The organism is bacterium Scap17 (assembly GCA_013376735.1).
Taxonomy (GTDB): domain Bacteria; phylum Pseudomonadota; class Gammaproteobacteria; order Pseudomonadales; family Halomonadaceae; genus Cobetia.
Genome location: VINJ01000001.1, coordinates 2,223,032 through 2,246,149, shown reverse-complemented (window position 1 = coordinate 2,246,149; position 23,118 = coordinate 2,223,032). Strand labels below are relative to the sequence as shown.

The following is a 23,118-nucleotide window of genomic DNA, read 5'->3' as shown; positions in this document are numbered from 1 at the left end:
AACTACGCTCTTATCTGCCAGGAGAAGCAAAACATCATATACCACCGGAGTGCGGTGATTGACTGTCGGGCTCGGGTACCCAATTGGTTGTTCAGATGATCGAGTCGGTCATTCAGTCAGTCATCCGGGGGAGTGAGGCTCGAATACTGGCGCGTCATATCGCGTGGCGACTGGCCGAAGTAGCAGGAAAAGCGCCGCGAGAAGGCGGAAAGGTTCTGATAGCCGACGGCCTCGGCGACCTGCTGGACGCTGAGATCGGTGTGGATCAACTGCGCCCGCGCGCGCTCCATGCGTCTGGCGGTCAGGTACTGCTTGACGCTGACGCCCAGATTGTCGCGAAACACCTTGTGAAACTGGGTCGGGCTCAGGTGGGCGAGTCTGGCCAGTGATGCCACGTCGTGGGGCTGGGCCAGCTGCGCGTTCATGACGTCGAGCACTCTGAGCAGACGACGATCGACGCGCTGATCACAGGTCTGCTTCTCCAGCAGGCCGAGAAACAGCGCGATGGAGAGCTGATCGATGTGCTTGTCGACCTCACCCTGCAGCTGCGCTTCGAGAAACAGCAGGTAGTTCATCAGCAGGGTGCTGATCGAGAACACCACGCGTTGTGAAGCCGCGAGATTGTCGGGCAGGGTGTCCAGGTCAGCGACGATGAAACGCGCGGCGTCCTTGGCATGAAACAGGTGCGATTCCCTGGGGCGAATGATGACGCACTCGCCGGTGACCACGGTGCCGTGATGGCTGCCGACCTGGATATCGAGATGGCCGCGGATCGGCAGCACCAGCTGGTGGTGGTCGTGGTCATGGACCGTGGCCTGTGGGGTATAGGCGCGCAGCGAGAGTGTCGTCATCGAGCGGTGGCCATCATCCGGCGATACAAGGGCAGCATGGAGAGCAAGAGGGTATCAGCGGCTCAGCTCGATGCTGCGGGTCTGGCCGCGACCGACCTGCACTTGACTGAGAATCAGCGGGCTGCGTGTGCCGTCCGGCAACTGGATGACACCGGCGACATAGAAGGTGCCGGATGGCAGGCCAGTGGCATTGAAGTAGCCATTGCTGTCAGTGCGCACGATGTGGGTATAGGCCTGGGCACGCGGGTCGGCGCGAGACGCCGTCTTGCCCGCCAGCGCCAGTTCCGCGGCTTCTGCGGAGTAGGTGGTGACCGGCGCGATCGAGATGCCCGCCCGGTTGGCGTAGATTGTCTGGCCCTGCCACTCATAGGACATGCGGCCCTTGATCACCGAGGTGCCGGTCTTGTCGAGCTTGGCGTACTCCGCCTCCGGGAAGGCGACCGTGCGCTGGACGCGCTGCTCGCCCTGTTCGGACTGCGAAGAGCCGAAGTCCGGCAGCGAAATGCTGTCGGCCATGCGCGAGGCGCTTTCACACCCGGCAAGAACGGCGGTGCTCATGAGCAGAGCGAGTGGAGTACGCAAGTGACGAAGCATGGCGAGTCTTCCCTGAAGTCGAGTGATGGGCGGCGCGTGCGTCGGCGCGTGAGCGAGCCAGTCTGGCCACAGCTGCTGCCTTTGCCCCACATCCTACTGCGCCGAGCACAGTCAGGGAACTGCCGGTGAGCGAGAGACAGGCGCGGATGATTCTTCCGTCAGGCATCGGCATCCGTAGGCATCCGCTGATAACTCTCGCGGTTTCGACCGACCCTTGTCGGTAGGCCAACAGCAAGCGTTTGCTTGTGAGCGCGCTGGGTTGCGCGAAGCAAGCCTCTGGAGTTGCTTAAACAGGAATTCCTTGTTCATTATACGTTTGTCTATAACGTGATGGCGCTTGTTACCATGCTATTCATCAAACCCTGTGCAAGGGCTTCGCAAGAGCTGTTCAAAACCGCTCAAAATCTGCCTGTGTGCTGTTCGAGTGCAGCTTAGATGGCATGACCGCCTAGCGCGCGGTGCGCTGGCGTCGGGTGAACCATTCATTGTCCGGGAGGGCCGCATGTCGACATCCCAGAGCGCTACTGATTCTTCACGTCGCCAGCTATTGAAGCTGGGGCTTGGTGGGGCAGGCATTGCCGTGTTTGGCGGCCTGTCCCTTCAGGCCCTAGCCGATACAGTCGCTGACGAGCAACAGACGCAGGATGACAGTGCCTTCGCGACGTTCATGGTCCTGTCGCGCTGGCTGCTCAGCGACAAGGCCCTGGATGAGCGGCTGGGCCAGCGCTACTTCGAGGCGCTGGCGAGAATTCCGGCCGAGGGAGTGCCCGGTGTCGGCAGGTTGCCGGCCCTCAAGACCCGCTTGCTGGCCCTGGGCGAGTCGCGAGAGTACGTGACAAAGGAAGACCTGAGCGACGGCGAAATGGCGCTGGTGCGCCGTCTGCTGCAGGCCTGGATGCTCGGCACGGTCGGCAAGTCGATCAGTGACCCCGCCGCCGAGGTCATCGCCTTCGAGCGCGCTGGCATGTATGCCGGGCCGCGCGATGTGCAGGTGGTGCGTACCTATTGCCCCAACCGTCCGGGGTTCTGGGCCGAGGCACCCAAGGCCTGACTGGCACGCTTTCTTCAGATCTGCGCGTGACGGATGGTAGGGCCTCGGGTCCGTGCTGAGACCTCCGCTTCTGACATCGCCTGCGTGCCAGATCTTCCAGGGGCGTCCTGACCGCTCCTGTTGCTGTTCCCAATTTCCCGAGGAGAATCCTGCATGGCCGAGGAATCCCGTGCGTATGATGCCGATGTGATCGTGGTGGGGTCCGGCGTCGCCGGTGCCCTGATCGCACATCGCCTGGCCGAGGCCGGCAAGTCGGTCATCATGCTGGAAGCCGGCCCGCGCATGCAGCGCTGGCAGATCGTCGAGCGCTTCCGCAACCAGGCCAACAAGATGGACTTCATGGGGCCCTATCCTGCCAGCAAGGCGGCGCCCCATCCGATGCTCTACGGCAAGAATGCCGACTATCTGGTGCAGAAGGGCGAGCAGCCCTATGACGCCCAGTATATCCGCGCCGTCGGCGGTACCACTTGGCATTGGGCGGCCTCGGCCTGGCGCTTCCTGCCCAGTGATTTCCGTATGAAGAGCGAGTATGGCGTCGGGCGTGACTGGCCGATCGGCTATGACGATCTGGAAGACTATTACTTCCGCGCCGAGGTCGCGCTGGGTGTGTGGGGGCCGAATGATGTCGATCTGGGCAGCCCGCGCAGCGCCGAGTATCCGATGGCACCGCTGCCGCTGTCGTGGAACGAGCGGCGGGTCAGCGAGCGCATCAATCCCCACGGCTTCGACATGGTCACCGAGCCGGTGGCGCGCAACAGCCGCCCCTATGATGAGCGCCCGACCTGCTGCGGCAACAACAACTGCATGCCTATCTGCCCGATCGGTGCTATGTACTCCGGCATCATCCATGTCGAGAAGGCCGAACGTGCCGGCGCCAGGTTGATCGACAATGCCATCGTGCATCATCTGGAAAGCGACGCCAGTGGCAAGATTCGCGAGGTGCGCTATCTGGACCCCGACGGCAAGCAGCATCGCCTGAGTGCGGCGCGGGTGGTGCTGGCGGCCAATGGCATCGAGACGCCCAAGCTGATGCAGATGTCGGTCAACGCCCATACCCCCGATGGGGTGGGTAACCAGAACGACATGGTCGGTCGGCATCTTATGGACCATCCTGGCACCGGGGTGAGCTTTCTGGCCGATGAGCCGCTGTGGGCCGGGCGTGGCCCTCAGGAGATGACCTCGATCATCACCTGGCGCGACGGCGACTTCCGCAAGGACTTCGCATCCAAGAAGCTGCATCTGTCCAACATTGCCCGCACGCAACAGATGACGACGGAGGTGCTGTCGGAAACACCGCTCAGGCTCGGTGCGGATCTGCAGGCGCAGATCAATAACCGCGCCAGCCGCTATGTGCAGTTCGATAGCTTCCACGAGCTGTTGCCAGAGGCTGTCAATCGCATCACGCCGTCAAAAAAACGCGACGCTCTGGGCCTGCCGCGCCCGGAATTCCGTTATGCTATCGATGAGTACGTCAAGCGAAGCGCCGCGCATACCCGAGAACAATATGCGCGTATCGCTCAGTTGATGGGAGGTACCGACATCGCGTTTCGTGATGAGTTCTCCAACAACCAGCATATCTGCGGTACGACCCTGATGGGAGACAACCCCAAAGACTCCGTGGTGGATCGCGATTGCCGAGTGCATGGCCATGACAACCTGTTTGTCGCCAGCTCGGGCAGCATGCCCACCGTCGGGTCGGTCAATTGCACTCTGACCATCGCGGCGTTGTCTCTGCGTATTGCCGATCTGCTCGAACAGGAAATATAAGCATGGTCCCGCACGTCCGTACTGCTGGCACCCGTGATGCCATTGATGAGAAAGGTCGCGGTGCCCGCCCGACCCTTCGCCCCGCACGCCTGACCCGTGCCGTCCGCCTGGCCGCCATTGTGGGCACCAGCGCCTTGTTGCTCAGCGCCTGTGGTAGCGGCGAGGACGAGCACGCCAGACAGGTGGAAGCCGACAAGGCCGCCACCAATGACCCCGCGCTGATCGAGAAGGGGCTGTACATGGCACGCGCCAGTGATTGTGCGGCCTGTCACAGCACCGAGGACGGCGATGAATACGCCGGTGGTCTCGGCTTCGAGACCCCGGTGGGTGAGATCTACGCCACCAACATTACCCCGGACACCGAGCACGGCATCGGCAACTACACCCTCGAGGAGTACACCCGTGTGCTTCGCGAGGGCGAGGCTGCCGATGGCCACAACCTCTATCCGGCGATGCCGTTCCCGTCCTATGCCCGTCTGACGGATGAGGACATCAAGGCGCTCTACGCCTGGAACATGCATGAAGTCACGCCGAGCGGCACGCCCAACCGCGAAAGCGAGATTCCGTTCCCGCTCAACATGCGCTGGCCGATGGCGCTGTGGGAAGAGATCTTCTCGCCGCTGGAGCCGTGGCAGGATGACCCCGAGAAGAGTGCCGACTGGAACCGTGGCGCCTACCTCGTCCAGGGGCCGGGCCACTGTGGCAGCTGTCACACCGAGCGTGGCTTCGCCTTCCAGGAAAAAGCACTGACCGGTGAAGAAGAAGGCTATCTGGGTGGGGCGATGATTGAAGGCTGGCGCGCCTTCAATCTGACACCTGATCACAAGGACGGCTTGGGCAGCTGGAGCGAGCAGGATATCCAGACCTATCTGGCGACCGGCAACCTCAAGGGCAAGGCGCAGGCTGGCGGCCCGATGGCGGATGTGGTCGAACACTCCATGCGTTACATGAGTGAAGATGACCTGCGCGCCATCGCGGTCTATCTGAAGTCGATTCCGGCGGTGGATGGCAAGGGCGAGCAGGGCGAGGCGGTCAATGACGGCGATCGCAAGGCCGAAAGCGAGCCGCAGGTCGCCACGCGCTTCAATCAGGGCGCACCGGCCGATGACGTGCTGTTGCTGCGCGGTCAGCCGCTGGACAAGCGCCCCGATGATGAAGATCTGATAGGTCAGCTGACCGATGCAACTCCTGGCGTGCGTCTGTATCTGGGCCACTGCGCCATGTGTCACGGCGCGGATGGTGCCGGCACCCAGGATGGCTACTACCCGTCGCTGTTCCACAACAGCGTGACCGGCAGTGTCTATCCGGACAATCTGGCTCAGGCGATCCTCAATGGCGTGCAGCGTGAGAACAACGGCCACAGTGTCTTCATGCCGGCCTTCAATGACAGCCTGACCGACGATGAGCTGATCAACCTAATGGACTATCTCGAGAATCGCTTCGGGGAAGGTCATCAGTCCGAGACGCTGGCATCGCCCGAAGCGCGTCGTCAGCAGCTGAGCGACAAGCTCGAGGACTGGCGCAAGCACTGAGTCAGGTGAAGGCCTGAGTCCGGTGCAGGCGCTGAGGTCTGTGCTGACAGGCCTGCGCAAGTGCTGGGTAACCGCGAAAAAAGACAGCCTCTCAAAGCGGGCTGTCTCTTTCGTGACCTGCGCCACGGTGCCGACGTGCGGTTGTCGTGTGCGTTCAGGCCGTCTCATCCCGCGCTCGGTATCATCCTCGATTGGATCAACCATGACTGGTTCATCCGTGACTGGCGATGTCACACAGTTGGGGTAATATTGCCCCATGCAGGACCCCCGATTCACATTCATCCCGCTCGTGTTGCGCTCAAATGCAGCACAAACTGAAGAACTGCGGTAGAATGTGTGCCCAGACTTTAGCTCTTTATCAATTATTCGAGGCAACATAGCAGTATGACCGACGCTAATCTTGACGACCAGCTTGCATCCCTGTTTCAGGAGCAGGACATCAAGCAGGACCAGAACGCCCGCATCAAGGAGCTGGAGCGTCAGCTGCGTGAAGCCAGCAAGGAAGCCGACAAGCTCCGTAATGCCCGTGACAAGGCAAAGAAGGAAGTCGAAGACCTGCGCGCTCGCAACGAACGCCTGAGCGAGAAAGCCGCAGCCTCTGACAAGCACCGCAAGCAGGTCGAGCACGAGTTCAACCAGAAGCTGGTGCAGTACAAGGCACGTCTTGCACGCGAACAGGCCATCGCCCAGTCTCGCATGATGCCGATGGGCGCAGCCGTCGAGGAAGCGACCGAAGAAGCCGATGCGGCCTCTCTGGAAGACCTCGGCCTCAATGCTGCCGCTATCCGTGCCCTGACTGATGCTGGCTACGACGACGTCGCCAAGGTTCGCAAGGCTCACGCCGATGGCGTGATCTCTGAAGTCAAGGGCATCGGCCCGAAGGCTCAGTCCCAGATCGCTGAAGCCCTCGACGCCTGATCGTTGCCCTTGATCGAAAAAACCCGCCAATCGGCGGGTTTTTTTGTGTCTGTCATTCGCCCTGTGGCGGGCATGACCGCTGGATCTAGTGCTGGGCCTGCGGCCGGGTCTACACCTGGGCCTACTGCTGGGTCTACTGCTGGAGCTTAGGCCAGCTGACCGCTGACTGCTGCTCGCCCAGCCAGTCCTCGAGGGCGGTGCGCATGTCGGCGGTCGGGATCGAGCGCCCGTTCAGCGCATGCACCACCCTGGGCAGACTCGGCGCCTCACCGGCATCCGCCGGCCAGGCCTGCTTGAGCGTGAAGGCGAGCTTCAGCGGCTCCTCGCCATGCAGGCTCTGCTGCATGCGGGCGTGTTCGGCGGCCAGCGACTCGAGCTCGGCCTCAAGGCTCGCATCCTCGATATCGGCACGACTGACCAGCAGCATGCGCGGCAGGTCGAGCATGTCGGCGCGCGGCAGCCAGTCCTTGGACAGCGGATGCAAGGCCACCAGACGCGTCGCGTCATCGCCGTTGAGGAAGGCCGCGTGCATCTTGCGGCTGTTGATCAGCGCCTGGGGCGCATCCCCGACATATTCATCGCCTTCGAGCTCTTCCAGCGAGCGCGGGCTGACCAGCTGCATGCTGGAGCCGACCTTGACCTCGACCCACTGCTTCAGCGCTAGATGCGAGCGTGCATCGTCATCGCGCATCACCACTCGCACAGCACGCGTGGTGTCGTTGAGGAAGCGGATCAGCAGCTCCTGCGGCTCGAACAACTCGGTGTAGCGGATCAGCTCGTCACGCGCGACCAGGCTGACATCGTCGAGATCCGCGCCATCCAGCACTCGCAGTGACATGCCGCTTTCGGCCAGAGCCTTGAGCATCTGCGGCGTCAGGTAGGCAGCGTCGAGGCTACCATCGCTCAGCCCTTGCTCCACGGCCTCAGGGCTTGAGAACTGCTTGAGCATCAGCGGGCTGCTCAGTTGGTCATCGAGGGTGCCCTTGGCTTCGAGCATCACGGCGGGGCTGACGCTGACACCGCCATCGGCGGGCATGCCGATCTCCAGCGCGCTGGCGTGCTGGGCGAGGGTCAGGCTGGCAGTGGTGAGCGACAGGGTGGCGAACATGCGTGCCAGGCGCGGGCGAGATATCGGTAGTGATATCGAAGGACAGAACAGTGCAGGGGGAAGCAGGGACATCTGGCACTCCGGCAACGGTAACAGGGTGATGACGTACGGCAGCGATGACAGCGCTCGCGCGTGGGCGCCAATGGTAGCCGTTTGGCTTGTGGGTGTCAGGCACGGCGCGGCGTCATGTCTCACCTCCCGCCGGCACGCCATCCTGCGGGGTGATTGAGAGGATAGCCGTGAGGATAGCCGTGGAGATGAGCGTATGGATGGCCGCGGGCATGAAAAAGCCCCGTCTCCGAAAGGAGGCGGGGCTTTTGACGACTGTCAGCGCAGGTGGCTCAGCTCACTTCTTGCACGGCTCAGAGCATGCGACTGCTCACGGCTCAGCACATAGGGCAGCTCACGGCTGTGAGCGTGCCACTGGTGCTTCGCTGGTCGCGGCATCCAGTTCCTGCGTAGTCACCACACCATCGCGGCGCGCGAAGTGATCGACCCACAGCGCGATCACGCCATCGCCGGTGACGTTAGTGGCGGTGCCGAAGCTGTCCTGGGCCAGATACAGCGCGATCATCAGGCCAAGTTCCGCCTCGCCAAAGCCGAGCATGCTGCCCAGCACGCCCAGCGCCGCCATCACCGCGCCACCCGGTGCTCCGGGCGCGGCGATCATGGTCAGGCCCAGCATGATCAAGAACGGAATCACTTCGCCGAGGCTTGCGAGTGCCAGGTTGTGGCTCATCATCATCACGGCAGTGGCGCAGGTGACGATGGTGATGGTGGAACCGGACAGGTGGATGGTGGCGCACAGCGGCACGCTGAAGTTGGCCACTTCATCGCTGACGCCGTTGGCCTTGGTCTGACGCAGGCTGACCGGGATGGTCGCCGCCGACGACATGGTGCCCAGCGCCGTCAGGTAGGCCGGCAGCATGTTGCGCAAGAGGCCCAGCGGAGAACGACGCTGGATCAGGCCGGTGATCAGGTAGGCCGTGCTCAGCCAGATCCAGTGCATCACGATCGCCAGCACCAGCACCTTCCAGAAGGTATCCAGTGTCGACAGCGCCTTGCCCTCGTAGGCCATCTCGGCAAAGGTGCCGGCGATGAACAGGGGCAGCAGCGGGATGATGACGCGATTGAGGAATACCTCGACCACTTCACGCGATTCGAAGACGGCGCTTTTCAGGGTCGGCAGTTCGCGGCGGCTGATGACCACGCCGAACACGAAGGCCAGCACCAGGGCTGTCATCACCGGCAGTGCCGCGGGGATTTCGAGATCAAGAAAGGGAGTCAGGGCATCGCGGCCTTCAGCGACCGGCGCCATGCCGGACAGCATGCCGGGCAGCAGGTTGCTGGCCACCAGGAAGGCGAAGATGCCGGCCAGAATCGTCGACCCGTAGGCCATGCCGACGGTGCGACCGAGCATGGCGCCGGAATTCTTCGGCAGCGACGCGATGCCGCTCATGACGTAGAACAGGATGATCAACGGGATGGTGAAGTTGATCAGCTGGCCGATGATGACCTTGGCGGTCAGCGCGGCACGTACGAGGGCATCCGGGGCCATCAGGCCGATCAGCAGGCCGGCAATGATGCCGAGGATAAGTTTGACGATGAGCTTCATGTGGATCTCGAGGGTTTGACGGGTTCTTGCCCCGATAACGGGTCGTGAATCGCGTACCACCTCGGCGACGCACCGAAATGGCGCGCAGAGTTTACCTGAATTGCCTCACCATTTCAGGCGCTCTCCCAGACGCCGAATCCTGCGGCTCGTGCGCGGGGATTCGGCGTGCTGATCGGCTGCCATTTCAGACGTTCAACTGGCCCCCGTGTGGCGTTGCTTCACACGATGATGAACCAGTGCCAGCGCTGCCAGTGCCAGCCCGAACAGCGACATGCCCTGCCAGCCATAGATGCTCATCATCTTGACGCCGATGGCGGAACCGGCTGCCGCACCGAGGTAGTAGCACAGCATGTAGACGGCGTTCATGCGGCTCTGGGCCTTGGGGTCGATCGAGAATACGCGCACCTGGTTGGGAATCTGGGCCGCGAAGACGCCCAGGTCCAGCAGGATGATGCCGACGATCAGTCCGGCCAGGCTGTCGCTCCACACGCTGAGTACCGCGAAGGATGCCAGCACCGTCACCAAGGCGAAGCTGATCAGGCGCCCCGCGCCGACACGATTGACCAGTCGGCCCGCCGCCTTGGCACCGAAGATGCCCGCCAGTCCGATGATGCCGAACAGTCCCGCCTGCTGGACGCTGTAGTCAAACGGCGCATCAGTGACATGAATGGCCAGCGACGCCCACATGGCATTGAAGGCCGCGAACCATAGCGCGCCGGTCAGTGCGGACTCTCGCAGCAGGGCATGTTGCTTGAACAGCGTGCCCATCGAGGCGATCAGTCTGGGGTAGGCCATCTGCACGGCAGGCGCACGGCTGGGCAGGTGACGATGCAGCAGCACACCGATGATGACGGTGAGGATGGCCGCGACCAGGAAGACGCTGCGCCAGCCCCAGTATCCGCCGATGCTGCCGCTCAGGGTGCGTGACAGCAGTATGCCGATGGTCAGCCCCGTCATCAGGGTGGCGATGTTCTTGCCGCGCGCCTTGGGGGTGGACAGCGAGGCGGTCAGCGGAATCAGCTGCTGGGTGATGTTGGCGCCCAGCCCGGCCACGAAGCTTGCCAGCAACAGCGGCCAGAAGCTGGGGGCCAGGAAGATGCCCAGTGAGGCCAGTGCCAAGGTGATGGACAGATTGCGGATCAGCTGGCGCCTGTCCATGGTGTCGCCCAGCGGCGAGATCAGCAGGATGGCTGCGGCGTAGCCGAATTGGGTCGCGGAGGGGATCAGGCCGATCATGCCCTGGCTCACGCCCAGTGAGCGGGCCATCTCCGCCAGCAGCGGCTGGTTGTAGTACAGATTGGCGGCGGTCGCGGCGACCGCGATCGCCATCAGCCACAACAACCCGCGGCCAATGGCGGGCGTGCTGTCAGCCTCTGGTGTCGATGTCGGCGTGTCAGTGCCTGCCTGGACAGTATCTGATCGCGCAGTGTCCGATGGGGAAGTGCTTGAAGGGGAAGTGCCTGTCACCTGGGTGTCCTCATGTGCGTGCTGCCAGCCGTGGCAGCGGTGATTCACGAGGGGCAGGGTAGGCAGTGTTCACCTATAAGAGAAATGTTGGTGTTTGATATGTTTGATGCTCACCCGGTATAGATCTGTGATCTAGCCTGAAGGCGCTCAATCCTGGCTGTGCTCAAGCGTGGCTGTGCTCAAACACGGCTGTGCTCAAGCCTGACCCTGAAGGCGCTGGTCTGGCCGCGCGACACTGTCGCGTTCCACCAGCCTCGGGGCCAGTTGGGTCTGGCCCGGGAAGGGAGTGCCTTCCAGACGTGCGATCAGCTGGTCTACCGCCGTGGTGCCCAACGCATATATCGGCTGGCGGATGGTGGTCAGGGCGGGTGAGAGGTAGGCACTGATCTCGATATCGTCGTAGCCGATGATCGAGAGTTGCTGAGGTACCTCAAGGCCCAGGTCCTGGGCGGCGCGCAGACAGCCCAGCGCCAGCAGGTCATTGAAGGCGAAGATGGCATCGGGTCTGTCGGCCGGATTGGCCAGCAGCAGGTGGGCCGCGCGATGACCGTCGGCCAGCATCAACTGGGTCGCGATCTGCCAGTCCTCGGCGAGTCCCAGGCCAGCGGCGTGCAGGGCGTCCAGTGCGCCGCTCAGGCGCTCGCGGGAACGGGGATGATCACGAGGCCCGGTCAGCAGGGCGATGCGCTCGATCCCCTGCCCCAGCAGGTGCTCGATGGCAAGTTTCCCCCCCAGGCGTGAATCGTCATTGACCACCGTCATGTCCCAGCCTGGCTGGGGCTCGGCGTCCATCATCACCGTCGGCAGTGGCAGGGCGCTGAGCGCCTCGAGAAAGCCGGCACCGTTCTCGGCGGTCATCACCACCAGTCCATCGATGCGTCGGTCCCGCAGTGTCTCGAGATAGCTGAGCTGCTTGGCGTCGATATCGTCGCTGTTGCACAGAATCAGGCTGTAGCCCGCCTGGTAGCAGCGGTCCTCGACGCCGCGGATCACCTCGGCGAAGAAGGGGTTGTGCGCACTGGTGACGATCATCCCCAGGGTGCGGCTGCGGTTGGATTTCAGGGCGCGGGCGACGCTGTCCGGTCGATAGCCGAGCGCGGCGATCGATTCGCGTACCCGGGCTTCGGTCGCGCTGGCCACCGGACGGGTGGCATTCACGACATGCGACACCGTGGTCACCGAAACACCGGCGTGTGCCGCCACATCCTTGAGTCGAATCACTTTTCTATCCCTGGTGGTGAGCCTGATGATGAAAGTCGAGCGGGCGTCACTGGCCCTGCAGGGCGAGCAAGACACGCCATTGATGGGAAGACGAAAAAACGCCGGCCAGTGGCCGGCGTCCTGTTTCGCGATGCAGGCGGCGTGAGCCGTGGGATCGCTTATTCGGTGATCAGCTTGAGCGGCACGGAGATGGTCTTCTCGACGTCCTCGTCCTTGAGCAGCTTGTCGGCGGTATCGACGCCGAGGCTGCCGATCAGCGCCGGCTGCTGGGCGACGGTGGCGTCCATCTTGCCGGCCTGCACGGCCTTGATGCCTTCATCGGTGCCATCGAAGCCGACCAGCAGGGTGTCCTTGCCGGCGGCCTGCAAGGCACGCTGGGCGCCCAGCGCCATCTCGTCGTTCTGGGCGAACACGGCATTCACGCCCGGGTGCGCCTGCAGCAGGTTTTCCATCACGTTCAGGCCCTGGGTGCGATTGAAGTTGGCCGGCTGAGTGGCCACCAGGCTGAGGCCTGACTGGCCGTCGATGGCCTTCATGAAGCCTTCACCGCGATCACGCGTGGCCGAGGCGCCGGCGACGCCTTCCAGCTGCACGATTTCACCCTTGCCTGCGAGTTTCTCGGCGATGAAATTGCCTGCCAGTTCGCCACCGGCGACGTTGTCGGAGGCGACGTGCGCCGCGACGCGACCGCCGTTGGCGCTACGATCCAGTGTCACCACCGGCACATCACGGCCATTGGCGGTGCGCACGCTTGAGACCACGGCATCGGAGTCGGTCGGGTTGATCAGCAGCAGATCGACGCCGCGGGACAGGGCGTCCTCGACGTTGGACAGCTCACGCGCAGCGTCATCGCCGGAATCCAGCACGATCAGTTCGTGGCCCAGTTCCTCGGCCTTGTCCTTGGCACCCTGCTGGAGGCTGACGAAGAACGGGTTGTTCAGCGTCGAGACCACCAGCGCGATCTTGTCGGCCATGGCGGATTGTACCGGCATCATGCTCAGGCCTGCGGCAGTGATGGCGGTGGTCAGCGTGGAGGTGAGCAGTTTTTTCATGGCGATGGTCCTTTCGTTGTTGTCGGCGACCCGCTGGAGGGCCCCCGTGGTTGGCGCACGGGGGCGAGGGTCTTCGATGCTGCCGGGAATGAAACCGTATCGTGTATTACGTACTTGCTCTTCTATTTCTTCGGTACTTGCGCTTCTATTTCTGCGCGCGGCTGTCGATCAGTACCGCGAGCAGTATGACGGCGCCCTTGGCGATCATCTGGTAGTAGCTGGAGACGCCCATGATGTTCAGCGCATTGTTGAGCACGCCGATCACCAGTGCTCCGATCAAGGTGCCGAAGATGCGCCCGCGGCCACCCATCAGGCTGGTGCCGCCGATGACGACTGCTGCGATGGCGTCCAGCTCATAGCCGGTACCGGCATTCGGCTGTGCCGAGCCGAGACGCGCGGCGAGGATGGCGCCGGCCAGTGCCGCGAAGGCACCCGCGATGGCATAGACGCTGATCTTGATGCGATTGACGTTGATGCCGGACAGGCGCGCGACCTTCTCACCACCCCCGACCGCATAGACGTGGCGCCCGAAGCGGGTGTGATGCAGCACGCCCCAGCACAGCACGTAGACGAAGAACATCATGTAGATCGGAATCGGCACGCCGAGCCAGTAACCGCCGCCCAGATTCCAGAAGCTGTCCGCGGCTTCGCTGACGCCGATGGAGACCGGACGGCCATCGGTGTAGACGAGCGTGGCACCGCGCAGCACCGTCATCGCCACCAGGGTGACGATAAAGGCCTGGATGCGACCGAAGGCGACGAAAAGGCCGGAAATGGCGCCCAGGCCAGCACCGGCGATGATGGTGCCCGGCACGCTCAGCCAGGGGGAGAGGCCGGCGGCGGTCATCGAGGCCGCGAAAGCGCCGGTCAGCGCCAGTACCGCGCCAACAGACAGATCGATGCCCGCGGTGAGAATGACGAAGGTCACGCCCATGGCGATGATGGCATTGATGCTGGTCTGGCGAAGCACGTTGAGCAGGTTGTCAGATGACAGGAAGTTGTCGGACAGGCCGGCACTCACGGCGATCAACAGGGCCAGCGCGATCAGCGCCTTGTTGTCGACCAGCAGACGCATGACGTCGAGGCGGCGGCCGCTGGCGGCAGAGGAAGAAGGAGTAGACATCAGTTCGGCATCTCGTGGCGGGAAGCGGAGGAATCGGGGGTAGAAGACGGGCGGGTCGCACCGCGTGGTGCAGCGCTGGACGTTGACGTGCCATTCGCGGCGTCGTTGCCACTGCTGAGGGGGCTCTCGAGGCCGGAGGCCGCGGTCATGATCGCTTCCTGGGTCGCGTTCTCTCGGCTGAACTCGCCGGAGATGCGCCCGTCGGCGACCACCAGAATGCGATCGGCCAGGCCGAGCAGTTCGGGCATCTCCGAGGAGATAAGCAGTACGCACTTGCCCTGGCGCTTGAGCTCGTTGATCAGCAGGTAAATCTCGCGCTTGGCACCGACATCCACGCCACGGGTCGGTTCATCGAGAATTACCAGCTCCGGCGCCGGCATCAATGCCTTGGCCAGTGATACCTTCTGCTGGTTGCCGCCGGACAGCGTATCGACCGGCTGGTCGGTATTGCTGACCTTGATCTGCATGCTCTTGACGAAGCTTTCGACGGCGGCGGCTTCCTCGCCATGGCGTATGCGCCCGAACGCACCACAGAAGCTGGGCAGGGCGCTCAACGACATGTTGCTGGCCACCGAGTGAGGGAGAATCAGGCCCGCCTGCTTGCGGTCTTCCGGCACATACACCAGGCCCGCGGCCAATGCCTCGGCCGGCGAGGCGAAGCGCACCGGCTGGCCATGCAGCTTCACGCTGCCGGCGTTGATACGGGTATCGCCGCACAGGGCGCGGGCCAGTTCGGTGCGCCCGGCGCCCATCAGGCCGCCAAAGCCGAGCACTTCCCCGCGACGGGCCGAGAAGCTGATGCCCTTGACGCCCGGCGCCTCGAGATCCTCGACCTCGAGCATCGCTTCGCCATCAGGGGTGGCGGGCGTATAAGGGTAGCGCTCGGCCAGCTCGCGGCCGACCATCAGGCGAATCAGGCCATCCTCATCCAGTTCCGCCGTCGGGCCCTGGTGGATCATCTGGCCATCGCGCAGCACGGCGACTTCATCGCACATGCTGAAGATCTCGTTCAGGCGGTGGGTGATCAGGACCAGCGAGCGGCCCTCGGCGCGCAGCTCGGCCACGACCTCAGCGAGAATCTCGGTCTCGATGTCGGTCAGCGCATCGGTGGGCTCATCCATGATGATGATCTCGGCGTCCAGCGACAGCGCACGCGCGATCTCGACCATCTGCTGCTGACCGATGCTCAGCTCGCTGACTGCGGTGCGGGAATCCAGCGATTGGCGCAGGCGGTCGAGCAGCTGGCGGGCATCGCGGTGTAGACGCTTCCAGTCGACGGTGCCCAGCGCGGTACGTGGCTCACGGCCGAGAAAGATGTTCTCGCCGGCGGACAGGCCCGGCACCAGATTGAGTTCCTGATGGATAATGGCGATGCGGCTGTCCATTGCCTGACGTGGAGTGGTGAAGACCACTTCCTCGTCACGCAGCCACAGCGTGCCGGCGTCATAGCGATAGACGCCGGAGAGAATCTTCATCAGCGTCGACTTGCCTGCGCCATTCTCACCGGCCAGCGCATGCACGCGCCCCGCGCGCAGGGTCAAGTCGACACCCTTGAGTACGCTGACCCCTGAGAAGCCCTTGTCGATGCCCTTGAGTGCCATCAGCACTCTCGGTTGTGCATGGCTCTGCATCAGAAGGGCACCCCACAGTGCAGGATCACGTTGGCGTACGGCGTGCACTCGCCCGTGCGCACGATGACGCTCGCCTCGGGCAACGCCGCCTTGAAGGCTTCATGACTGAGTTGCTGGCGAGCGATCGGCGTGAGTGACAGACGATCCAGTGTATCCAGGCGTTCGACGACGGCGTTGTGGAAGGAGGGACTCTTGACCGGCAGCTCCTCGGCCAGGGTCGTGGCCTCGATGCACAGCTCGGCCAGCAGGGCGTCCAGCACCGGCAGCATGGCGGGCAGGCCGGGGACCACCGCGAGATCGACACAGGGCACGCCCTCGGGAATCGGCAGGCCGGCGTCGGCGATCACCACGGTGTGGGTATGGCCGAGACGGGCGAGGTGGCCACTGAGAGGTCCGTTCAAGATGCCGTGTCGTTTCACGTCGCAGTCCTTGGGTAAAGCAGGAATGAGTCGATCCAGTGTCTGAATCCGCTGGTTCACAATGGCGCCAATTATGAACCGCAAACGTTTGCGGTGCGGTAAGCGATACGTCGTAGGCGCTGTAGGGTGGCTACCTTTCTGTAGTCTGAGGTCTAGTGCGGGGTGTTCTCGGGAGGTGAGCGTTAAAGAGAAGGCGCTCATGCAAGAGAATGTGTGAACAAGAAAGTCCTCAAGTTCACCAGGCCCGTGCCGATAGCCCCAACACTCAGACAGACAAATACGCCCGGTATGCGTGCTTTTTCGCCTGATGGCGACTCTGCGGGCATGTAAAAATACCTTCACCCTATCGAGAGGTGCATATGGCGACGATTTCATCGCTGGGGATTGGCTCTGGGCTCGACCTCAACAGTCTGCTGACGGATTTGGAGACGGCAGAGCGTCAGAAGCTCACGCCGATCGAGAACCAGCAGGCAAGTTACGAAGCCGAGTTGTCGGCCTGGGGCACGATTCAAAGTCGCCTGGAATCCCTGGATACCGCCGCCGCGGCGTTGGCCGATGCCGAGACCTATGCCGGCATGACGACCACTGCCAGTGGCTCGGGCGTCAGTGCCACGGCAACCTCGGAAGTGAGTGCGGGCAGTTATTCGGTGGCTGTCACCCAGCTGGCACAGGCGCAGAGTCTGGCGACGGCGGGGCAGGCGAGCCGCGATGAGGCCATCGGTGATGGCACCGCGACCACGCTGACGCTGTCATTGGGCACGCTGGCCAGTGACGGCAGCTATGCGGCGGACGCCGAGCGCAGCGCCGGCATCGTCATCGACGAGAGTAACAACACGCTGGAAGGCATTCGTGATGCCATCAATGAGGCGGGTCTCGGGGTCACGGCCTCGATCGTCAATGATGGTTCCGACACGCCGTATCGCCTGGTGATGACCTCGGATGAGACGGGCAACGAGGCGGTGATGAGCCTCGCGACCAGCGGCGAGGTGGCAGAGCTCGAGAGCCTGCTCAGCCATGACCCGGCGAGCTATGACGCGACAAGCAGTGACCCGGCCGCCAGCGGGATGGAGCAAGTCGTCGCGGCGCGCAATGCCGAATTCAGCGTCAACGGCATCAGCATGCAAGCCACCTCCAATGACATTGATGATGCCGTGGATGGTTTGACCCTGACGCTGAGCGAGACGAATACGACTGCGAGCGTGATCACCGTCAAGGAGAACGCCGAGTCTGTGAGCAAGGCGATGGAGACCTTCGTCAATGCCTACAACGATCTTCAGGACACCATCGACAATTACACCGCCTTCAATGCCGATGAAGGGACCGCGGGGGAACTGCTGGGGGACTCGACGCTGCGCACCATCGAGAGCCGCCTGACCTCGGCGCTGAATTTCACCAGTGAGGGCGATTTCTATGCGCTCTCCTCGCTGGGAGTGAGCCGTACCAACGATGGCAAGCTCGAATTCGACAGCGCCGTGATCGAGGCCGCCGACAGTGTTCAGCTGGCGGCGATGTCGGGGTTCTTCATCTCCGATGATGAGGCGGGTACCAGCGGCTTCGCCAGCCAGATGTCCAGTCTGCTGGAAGAGGTGGTCGGGGAAGACGGCACGCTGGAAGGCACCACGGAAGGCATCGAGGGGTCGCTCGAGAGTCTCGCCAGTCAGTATGAGCAGACCGAAGACACCATCGAGGCCACCATCGAGCGTTATCGGGAACAGTTCACGAAACTCGACATCCTGGTGGCCAACCTGACATCTACCAGTGATTACCTGACCAGTCAGCTGGAAACGCTGGAAAACAGCTGGGACATGACGGGCTGATCGGTAGCTGATGCCCCGAGACATTGGTCTTTGGCCACTGGGCCCAGGCCTGGACCATCCGCCATCTGCCATCCGCCATGCGCCTGCGAGATTCGATGAGTCCGGCCATGCCCGCAGTCGAGGCCACGTGCCGTCGACGGCTCCACATCTGACAGAGATACTGACAAACGTCATGAACAAGGGAAACCAATCACCATGAGTCGCTATCGTGGCGCCAATGCCTATGCCCGTGTCGGCGTGGAATCCGGTGTGCTTTCCGCCAGCCCGCACCAGTTGATCGTGATGTTGTTCGAGGGAGCAGACCGCGCGCTGGCGGCGGGGCGTCTGCAGATGGAGGCCGGCGACGTGGCCGCCAAGGGACAGTCGCTGGCCAAGGCGACCAGCATCGTCACCGAAGGTCTGCGTGCCTGCCTGGATCATGAGCAGGGCAATGAGGTCGCGACCAATCTCGATCGCATGTATGACTACATCGCGCGCCTGATCATGCAGGCCAACCTGAGCAACAGCCCGGAAAAGCTCGACGAGGCACGTCGCCTGCTCAACGAGCTGGGAGACGCCTGGCGTCAGATTGCCGTACACGACAAGGGAATGGGCTGACCATGGACAGCAATGCACTGCTCGCTGATGACACCTTCCAGCAATGCGATGAGCTGCTGGAGCAGATGAATGCCATGCTGCGCTCAGCGCGCCTGGGTGACTGGCCCGCGGTACTCGGCGGGCAGGCCAGCTATATCGAGAAGATGCAGCAGCTGCGCATGCCGCGAGGGGGCAACGCCGAGACGCGCAGGGCGCTGGAACAACGCCTGCGCACGCTGACCACGCTGGAGTCCGAGCTGACCGTCCAGCTCAAGGCGCGCCAGAGCCAGTTGCAGGAAGTGCTCGGGGACGTGAGTGCGCGCCGCAAGCTGGCCCGCAGCTATGGCCAGGGCAGCTGAAGCCAGCACAGCCAAGCTCGAGGAAGCTGCGACAAGGGCCGAGTCGCCGAGGCTGCGCGCATGACTCCCTGACGGCCTCTTTGGCAATGAGGATCGCACGACATGAGCGGCATCAATCCCTTGATCGATAGTCTGCTCCATCAGGTATTGGGGAGGGCGGCACAACCCCCGCCGCCGGCGGACTCCGGTGTCGTCTTCCCGACCTCCGCTCTCCAGTCGCGTCAGGGGTTGGGGGCGGAAGATGGCAAGGGAAGTGGTGGCCAGAATGGCGCCAATCCGCTCTTACAGATAGGCGCGGGAACAGGCTCAGGCGCAAGGCCTGCGGCCCCGTCATTGGATGCCAGTGCAGCGTTGCTGACAGCCACGCAAGCCTCCACTTCTCCCACTGGCGCCCTCGCGTCAGCTTCTTCCTCCCTCCCACCGTCCGGTGCTTACGTCGAGCTGACGACGCAGACACAGACGATGTCGCATTTGCTCGATGCTTTGTCACAGCTGGTGGCCAGCGGCTCGCCGTCCGCGCGGGTCGGGTTGGCGCTGCCGGAAGGGCAATCGCTGGCTTCTCTGCTGGCGCGCGGCCAGCCCTTGACCGGTCTTCTGGCCCCCATGGCGTTGTCCAGCGCATCACTTCACAGTCTGTCGGCGGCCTTGAGCCAGCAGATTCACCAGAGCGGGCTCTTCTACGAAGCGGACCTGCTCGCCTGGGTCGAGAATCGGGTGGGATTGGCCGACCTCGCCGGGCATCCTCAGCTTGCCAATGCCCGATTGGAGGCTCTGTTGGCCTGGCGGCAATGGCCGGTGCTGGCGGAGGCGCACTTCACCCCCTGGGAAGAGACGCGCGAGGGCGCCTTTGTCTGGCGCATGCGAGACATGCGAGAAGAGCTGCGCCGTGAGCCTCGCGCAGGCATGGCGCGGCCGAGCGGTGACATGCTGTTGTCGGCAGGTAGTGTGGACGTGGCCCGACATGGCGCCAGCGCCCATGAAGCCAGTGCGCTGGGTGCCTATCGCGCCAACATGCAATTGGGCGTCGCTCAACCTGCCGCCTCTGATGTGTCTCGCCAGGTGATTGGTTCAGATGCCCTTGCCAGCGGGCTGGTACAGCAACAGCTGTTGTTGATACTGGGTCAGCCCTTCAATTGGCAGGGGCTGTTGATGCCCGGGCTGCATGTCTTCTTCAGCCTCTATTTCCCGGGGCCGCCTTATCGGCACCGCTCGCGGGATGAGGGGGAGCGACGTGCAGCGCCATTGGCCGTGATACCCGTGGCTGCGCATGACGCTACACCTGACAGTCGCCGCAGTGATCACGGCGAGGCTCAGCAGTGGAAGATGTCGCTCACCCTGGTGGCAGGCGACAGCGATGGCGAGGAGGGCAGCGATCGCAAGTCACAGGTGACTTCCGAGCAGAGAAATCTTGCCGCGAAGGACAATGCGGAGCAGGGCGAAGATCAGACGCAAGCGTCAGCGCCAGCCAGTGCGGAAAGTGAGGGTGGTGAGAAGAGCAGGAGCAGTGATGCTTCAGAGAGGGCAACGCTTGCACTGAAGCTGACCTGGTATCAGCTCGCTGCGCCTGTGGCCTTGGTGGTCGAGATAGAGCGACTGACGCAACCCTCCAGCAACGCAGGCCAGCGTGATGCGGCCTTGCGCGAACTGCAGCATGCGCTCGCGCAAGGTCTGGCCGGGATGGCGCCCAGGGTGCACGTACGCCCCGTCGATGCAGTATCTGATCATGAGGCGCCCGCGTCTTCTGATGGCACATCTGTCGATGCCCCTCGGGCCACGGCAGAGCAAGCGACGGATTTCATGCATACCCAGGGTGAGAGGCTGGGGCAGCGCATCCAGCAGCGGGCCAACTCGCTGGGTCTGAGCGTGCATGAAATGCCCGAGCTGGTCGAAATGCTGGCCACCGGCCTGCCGGCACGCAAGGAATTGCCTACAGCCTTGATGCAGGTCGTCGTCAAGATCGCCGAGCTATGGGCCGAGAGGTATCGCTCACAGAAGGCGCCTCGCGAGTAAAATCCTCAAAATGTCCCGCCCTGCAGGGTGATGTTTCATCCTTGTACGATTCTTGCTCATTGAGCCCTGACGAATGTTTTTATGGCATGCCACTGCATGGCGACTGTGGAGGTGTGAAGTGACACTTCAGGCGTCACGCCATAGACCAGGATAGCGAGAAATATAATTTATTTATAATATTTAAATAAAGCGTCACTCAGGCGAACTGCTTGCGTGGATACGGTATTGAAACTCCGCCGAGGGTCGCCCTGTAAATGCAGCTCGATCCTGCATGTTGTTTGTGCCAGAACCCCCATATGCAGTGTTTTATTGTGTTGAAGCGGCGAGAGAAGCCCATTTGGGCGAGCCGCTGGCGGGTCCTCTCGCAGCGTTGAAATAGCAGATAGCCCGCCTTGGTCAAGTACTGACATCGCATTATCCCTCGCCTTTACGCAGGGGTAACTTGCTGTCTGTTGGCGGCCCGTTCGGGGCAATTGCTCGATATTGTACAAGGCATGCCCCGGGTGGCGGGAAAGGGGCAGGCCTGCCTTTCACGAAAATGCAACATCCTGTGCGCACCATCCGCTTGCTATTGATTTGTATGACAAATCTGGTGCATCGTGATTATGCAAGTCGTCTTGAAGACAAGATTGAGGGCTTTTCTGACGCACCTTGCTGCCATTTCGGCGGCTTGATGCAGCTTTTGTGCATATAGCGTAGTGGTATGTAAAAAAATGTTGATGAAGAGTCTGGTCCATTACGTGATTAAGTATTAGAATCGCCATCTTAAAGTGGGTGGCTCATCTGGTCATGAAGCCGCAAGCCCGCATGGTGCCACTGGCCCGGCGCCATTGAGTATTTCGTTACATCACATCAAAATCATAAGGAATGACGGTCGAGCGCCAGGGTTGGCGGTAGCTCGGGACGATCAGACCACTCAGGGAATCATGATGTCCTCACTGCTCAATGATATACAGAGTGTCAATCTGTCGTATCTTCTGCTTGTGCAGCGCTTGTTGGTCGAAGATACGGAAATGGCGCTGGTACGCCTGGGTCTCGATCAAGAGATGGCGGATCTATTGTCTGGCATGAGTGTCAGTCAGCTGGTGTCGTTGTCGTCCTGCAATCAACTGCTGTGCGAGCTGGCGTTGGATGATGCCTCGCAGCTCAAGGGAGTATTGCAGGGTGGGCGCGACCAGGATTTCAGCGCGATGCACACTGCCATGCTGCTGAATGCGCGTCAGAACGATGCTGGACTTCGCCAGGTGGGAGTCAGCTGATGACCCAGAAAAGTCTCGTCGATGAACTGCAACAGCTGCAGTTGGCAGTAGAGTTGATCGAACTGGGGGCCCGCCTGCAGGTGCTCGAGACGGAAACGGAGATCAGCCGCGCGCGTCTGGTCAAGCTGTACAAGGAAGTTCGTGGTGTCTCGCCGCCCAAGGGCATGCTGCCGTTTTCCACCGACTGGTTCATGACCTGGCAGCCCAATCTGCATGCATCGCTGTTCCACGGTTTCTACCGTCGGCTCAAGGCGCAGGGCGCGTCGCGCATGAATGCTTTCGTCAAGGCTTATCGCTTCTACCTGGAGCATGTCGGCGAAGACGAGCCGGTGCTGGCGCTCACGCGCGCCTGGACACTGGTGCGCTTTTTCGAAAGCGATCTGCTGGAAGTGGCCAGCTGCAAGACCTGCAGTGGTCATTTCGTGGTGCACGCCCACACGCCATCACACGATTACGTGTGTGGCATCTGTCAGCCGCCATCGCGTGCCGGCAAGACGGCCGCCCGTCGCAAGGCCCGTGAAGAACTGGCACTGGAGCAGTCGGCAGCCGTCGCCAGTCTCGGCTGATAGCTGTCTTCTGTCTCGTGTCAGTGAAGGCGCCAGGCGAACGAGCAAGACGAGTGTGCAAAGATCAGAAGGCTTGCCCATCCCCGGGCAAGCCTTCTTGCGTTTTGCGGCAGTGATTACCCGGCTGTCTCGATGCCGACTGTTTCGACCCTGACTGTTTCGACCATGGCTCATTCGGCCAT

Annotated in this window: 20 protein-coding genes; 10 read left to right on the top strand and 10 right to left on the bottom strand. The window is 62.4% G+C overall.

Going from position 1 to position 23,118, the window contains the following annotated elements; genetic code table 11:
- Nucleotides 1-116: 116 nt before the first annotated feature.
- On the bottom strand, nt 117-851 hold the full coding sequence (locus FLM52_09635; GenBank protein NVN56050.1) for a helix-turn-helix domain-containing protein: 735 nt from the start codon (nt 849-851) through the stop codon (nt 117-119).
- A 54-nt stretch (nt 852-905) separates the two neighbouring features.
- Complete coding sequence (locus tag FLM52_09630) at nt 906-1,367, bottom strand: carboxypeptidase regulatory-like domain-containing protein (protein NVN56049.1); 462 nt, start codon at nt 1,365-1,367, stop codon at nt 906-908.
- A 580-nt stretch (nt 1,368-1,947) separates the two neighbouring features.
- Between FLM52_09630 and FLM52_09625 the strand changes: the two genes are divergently transcribed.
- The 4 genes from FLM52_09625 (at nt 1,948) to FLM52_09610 (ending at nt 6,713) form a co-directional block, all read left to right on the top strand.
- On the top strand, nt 1,948-2,496 hold the full coding sequence (locus FLM52_09625; protein ID NVN56048.1) for a hypothetical protein: 549 nt from the start codon (nt 1,948-1,950) through the stop codon (nt 2,494-2,496).
- Nucleotides 2,497-2,649: 153 nt separating this feature from the next.
- Complete coding sequence (locus tag FLM52_09620) at nt 2,650-4,263, top strand: GMC family oxidoreductase (protein ID NVN56047.1); 1,614 nt, start codon at nt 2,650-2,652, stop codon at nt 4,261-4,263.
- A gap of 239 nt (nt 4,264-4,502) precedes the next feature.
- A complete protein-coding gene (locus FLM52_09615; protein ID NVN56046.1) occupies nt 4,503-5,795 on the top strand; it encodes a c-type cytochrome in 1,293 nt (430 codons plus the stop codon).
- 384 nt (nt 5,796-6,179) lie between these two features.
- Nucleotides 6,180-6,713: a hypothetical protein gene (locus FLM52_09610; GenBank protein ID NVN56045.1), complete on the top strand. Its 534-nt coding sequence runs from the start codon at nt 6,180-6,182 to the stop codon at nt 6,711-6,713.
- A 133-nt stretch (nt 6,714-6,846) separates the two neighbouring features.
- Here the strand turns inward: FLM52_09610 and FLM52_09605 are convergent, their stop codons facing one another.
- The 8 genes from FLM52_09605 to rbsD form a co-directional block, all read right to left on the bottom strand.
- On the bottom strand, nt 6,847-7,893 hold the full coding sequence (locus FLM52_09605; GenBank protein ID NVN56044.1) for a hypothetical protein: 1,047 nt from the start codon (nt 7,891-7,893) through the stop codon (nt 6,847-6,849).
- A gap of 331 nt (nt 7,894-8,224) precedes the next feature.
- On the bottom strand, nt 8,225-9,436 hold the full coding sequence (locus FLM52_09600; GenBank protein ID NVN56043.1) for a dicarboxylate/amino acid:cation symporter: 1,212 nt from the start codon (nt 9,434-9,436) through the stop codon (nt 8,225-8,227).
- A 192-nt stretch (nt 9,437-9,628) separates the two neighbouring features.
- Nucleotides 9,629-10,765 carry an MFS transporter gene (locus tag FLM52_09595; GenBank protein ID NVN56042.1) on the bottom strand — a complete coding sequence of 379 codons (1,137 nt, stop codon included), beginning with the start codon at nt 10,763-10,765 and terminating at the stop codon, nt 9,629-9,631.
- 333 nt (nt 10,766-11,098) lie between these two features.
- Entirely contained in the window at nt 11,099-12,124 is a 1,026-nt protein-coding gene (locus FLM52_09590) for a LacI family transcriptional regulator (protein ID NVN56041.1), read from the bottom strand.
- Between the two features lie 158 nt (nt 12,125-12,282).
- Nucleotides 12,283-13,176, bottom strand: coding sequence for a ribose ABC transporter substrate-binding protein RbsB (rbsB, locus tag FLM52_09585; protein NVN56040.1), 894 nt, complete (start codon nt 13,174-13,176; stop codon nt 12,283-12,285).
- Nucleotides 13,177-13,321: 145 nt separating this feature from the next.
- Nucleotides 13,322-14,299 (bottom strand): ribose ABC transporter permease, encoded by a 978-nt coding sequence (gene rbsC / locus FLM52_09580; GenBank protein ID NVN56039.1) that lies wholly within the window; start codon nt 14,297-14,299, stop codon nt 13,322-13,324.
- Nucleotides 14,299-15,930, bottom strand: a complete 1,632-nt coding sequence (locus FLM52_09575; protein NVN56038.1) for a sugar ABC transporter ATP-binding protein — start codon at nt 15,928-15,930, stop codon at nt 14,299-14,301. The genes rbsC and FLM52_09575 overlap by 1 nt, the downstream gene beginning before the upstream one ends.
- Nucleotides 15,930-16,349, bottom strand: coding sequence for a D-ribose pyranase (gene rbsD / locus FLM52_09570; GenBank protein NVN56037.1), 420 nt, complete (start codon nt 16,347-16,349; stop codon nt 15,930-15,932). The genes FLM52_09575 and rbsD overlap by 1 nt, the downstream gene beginning before the upstream one ends.
- A 359-nt stretch (nt 16,350-16,708) precedes the next feature.
- Between rbsD and fliD the strand changes: the two genes are divergently transcribed.
- From fliD to flhC, 6 genes are all read left to right on the top strand, one after another.
- Nucleotides 16,709-18,166: a flagellar filament capping protein FliD gene (gene fliD, locus FLM52_09565; GenBank protein NVN56036.1), complete on the top strand. Its 1,458-nt coding sequence runs from the start codon at nt 16,709-16,711 to the stop codon at nt 18,164-18,166.
- A gap of 195 nt (nt 18,167-18,361) precedes the next feature.
- A complete protein-coding gene (fliS, locus tag FLM52_09560; GenBank protein ID NVN56035.1) occupies nt 18,362-18,763 on the top strand; it encodes a flagellar export chaperone FliS in 402 nt (133 codons plus the stop codon).
- 2 nt (nt 18,764-18,765) lie between these two features.
- Entirely contained in the window at nt 18,766-19,101 is a 336-nt protein-coding gene (locus FLM52_09555) for a flagellar protein FliT (protein ID NVN56034.1), read from the top strand.
- Nucleotides 19,102-19,203: 102 nt separating this feature from the next.
- Nucleotides 19,204-21,111, top strand: a complete 1,908-nt coding sequence (locus tag FLM52_09550; GenBank protein NVN56033.1) for a hypothetical protein — start codon at nt 19,204-19,206, stop codon at nt 21,109-21,111.
- 830 nt (nt 21,112-21,941) lie between these two features.
- Nucleotides 21,942-22,370 carry a flagellar transcriptional regulator FlhD gene (locus FLM52_09545; GenBank protein NVN56032.1) on the top strand — a complete coding sequence of 143 codons (429 nt, stop codon included), beginning with the start codon at nt 21,942-21,944 and terminating at the stop codon, nt 22,368-22,370.
- Nucleotides 22,370-22,936 carry a flagellar transcriptional regulator FlhC gene (gene flhC / locus FLM52_09540; GenBank protein NVN56031.1) on the top strand — a complete coding sequence of 189 codons (567 nt, stop codon included), beginning with the start codon at nt 22,370-22,372 and terminating at the stop codon, nt 22,934-22,936. The genes FLM52_09545 and flhC overlap by 1 nt, the downstream gene beginning before the upstream one ends.
- Nucleotides 22,937-23,118 lie beyond the last annotated feature (182 nt).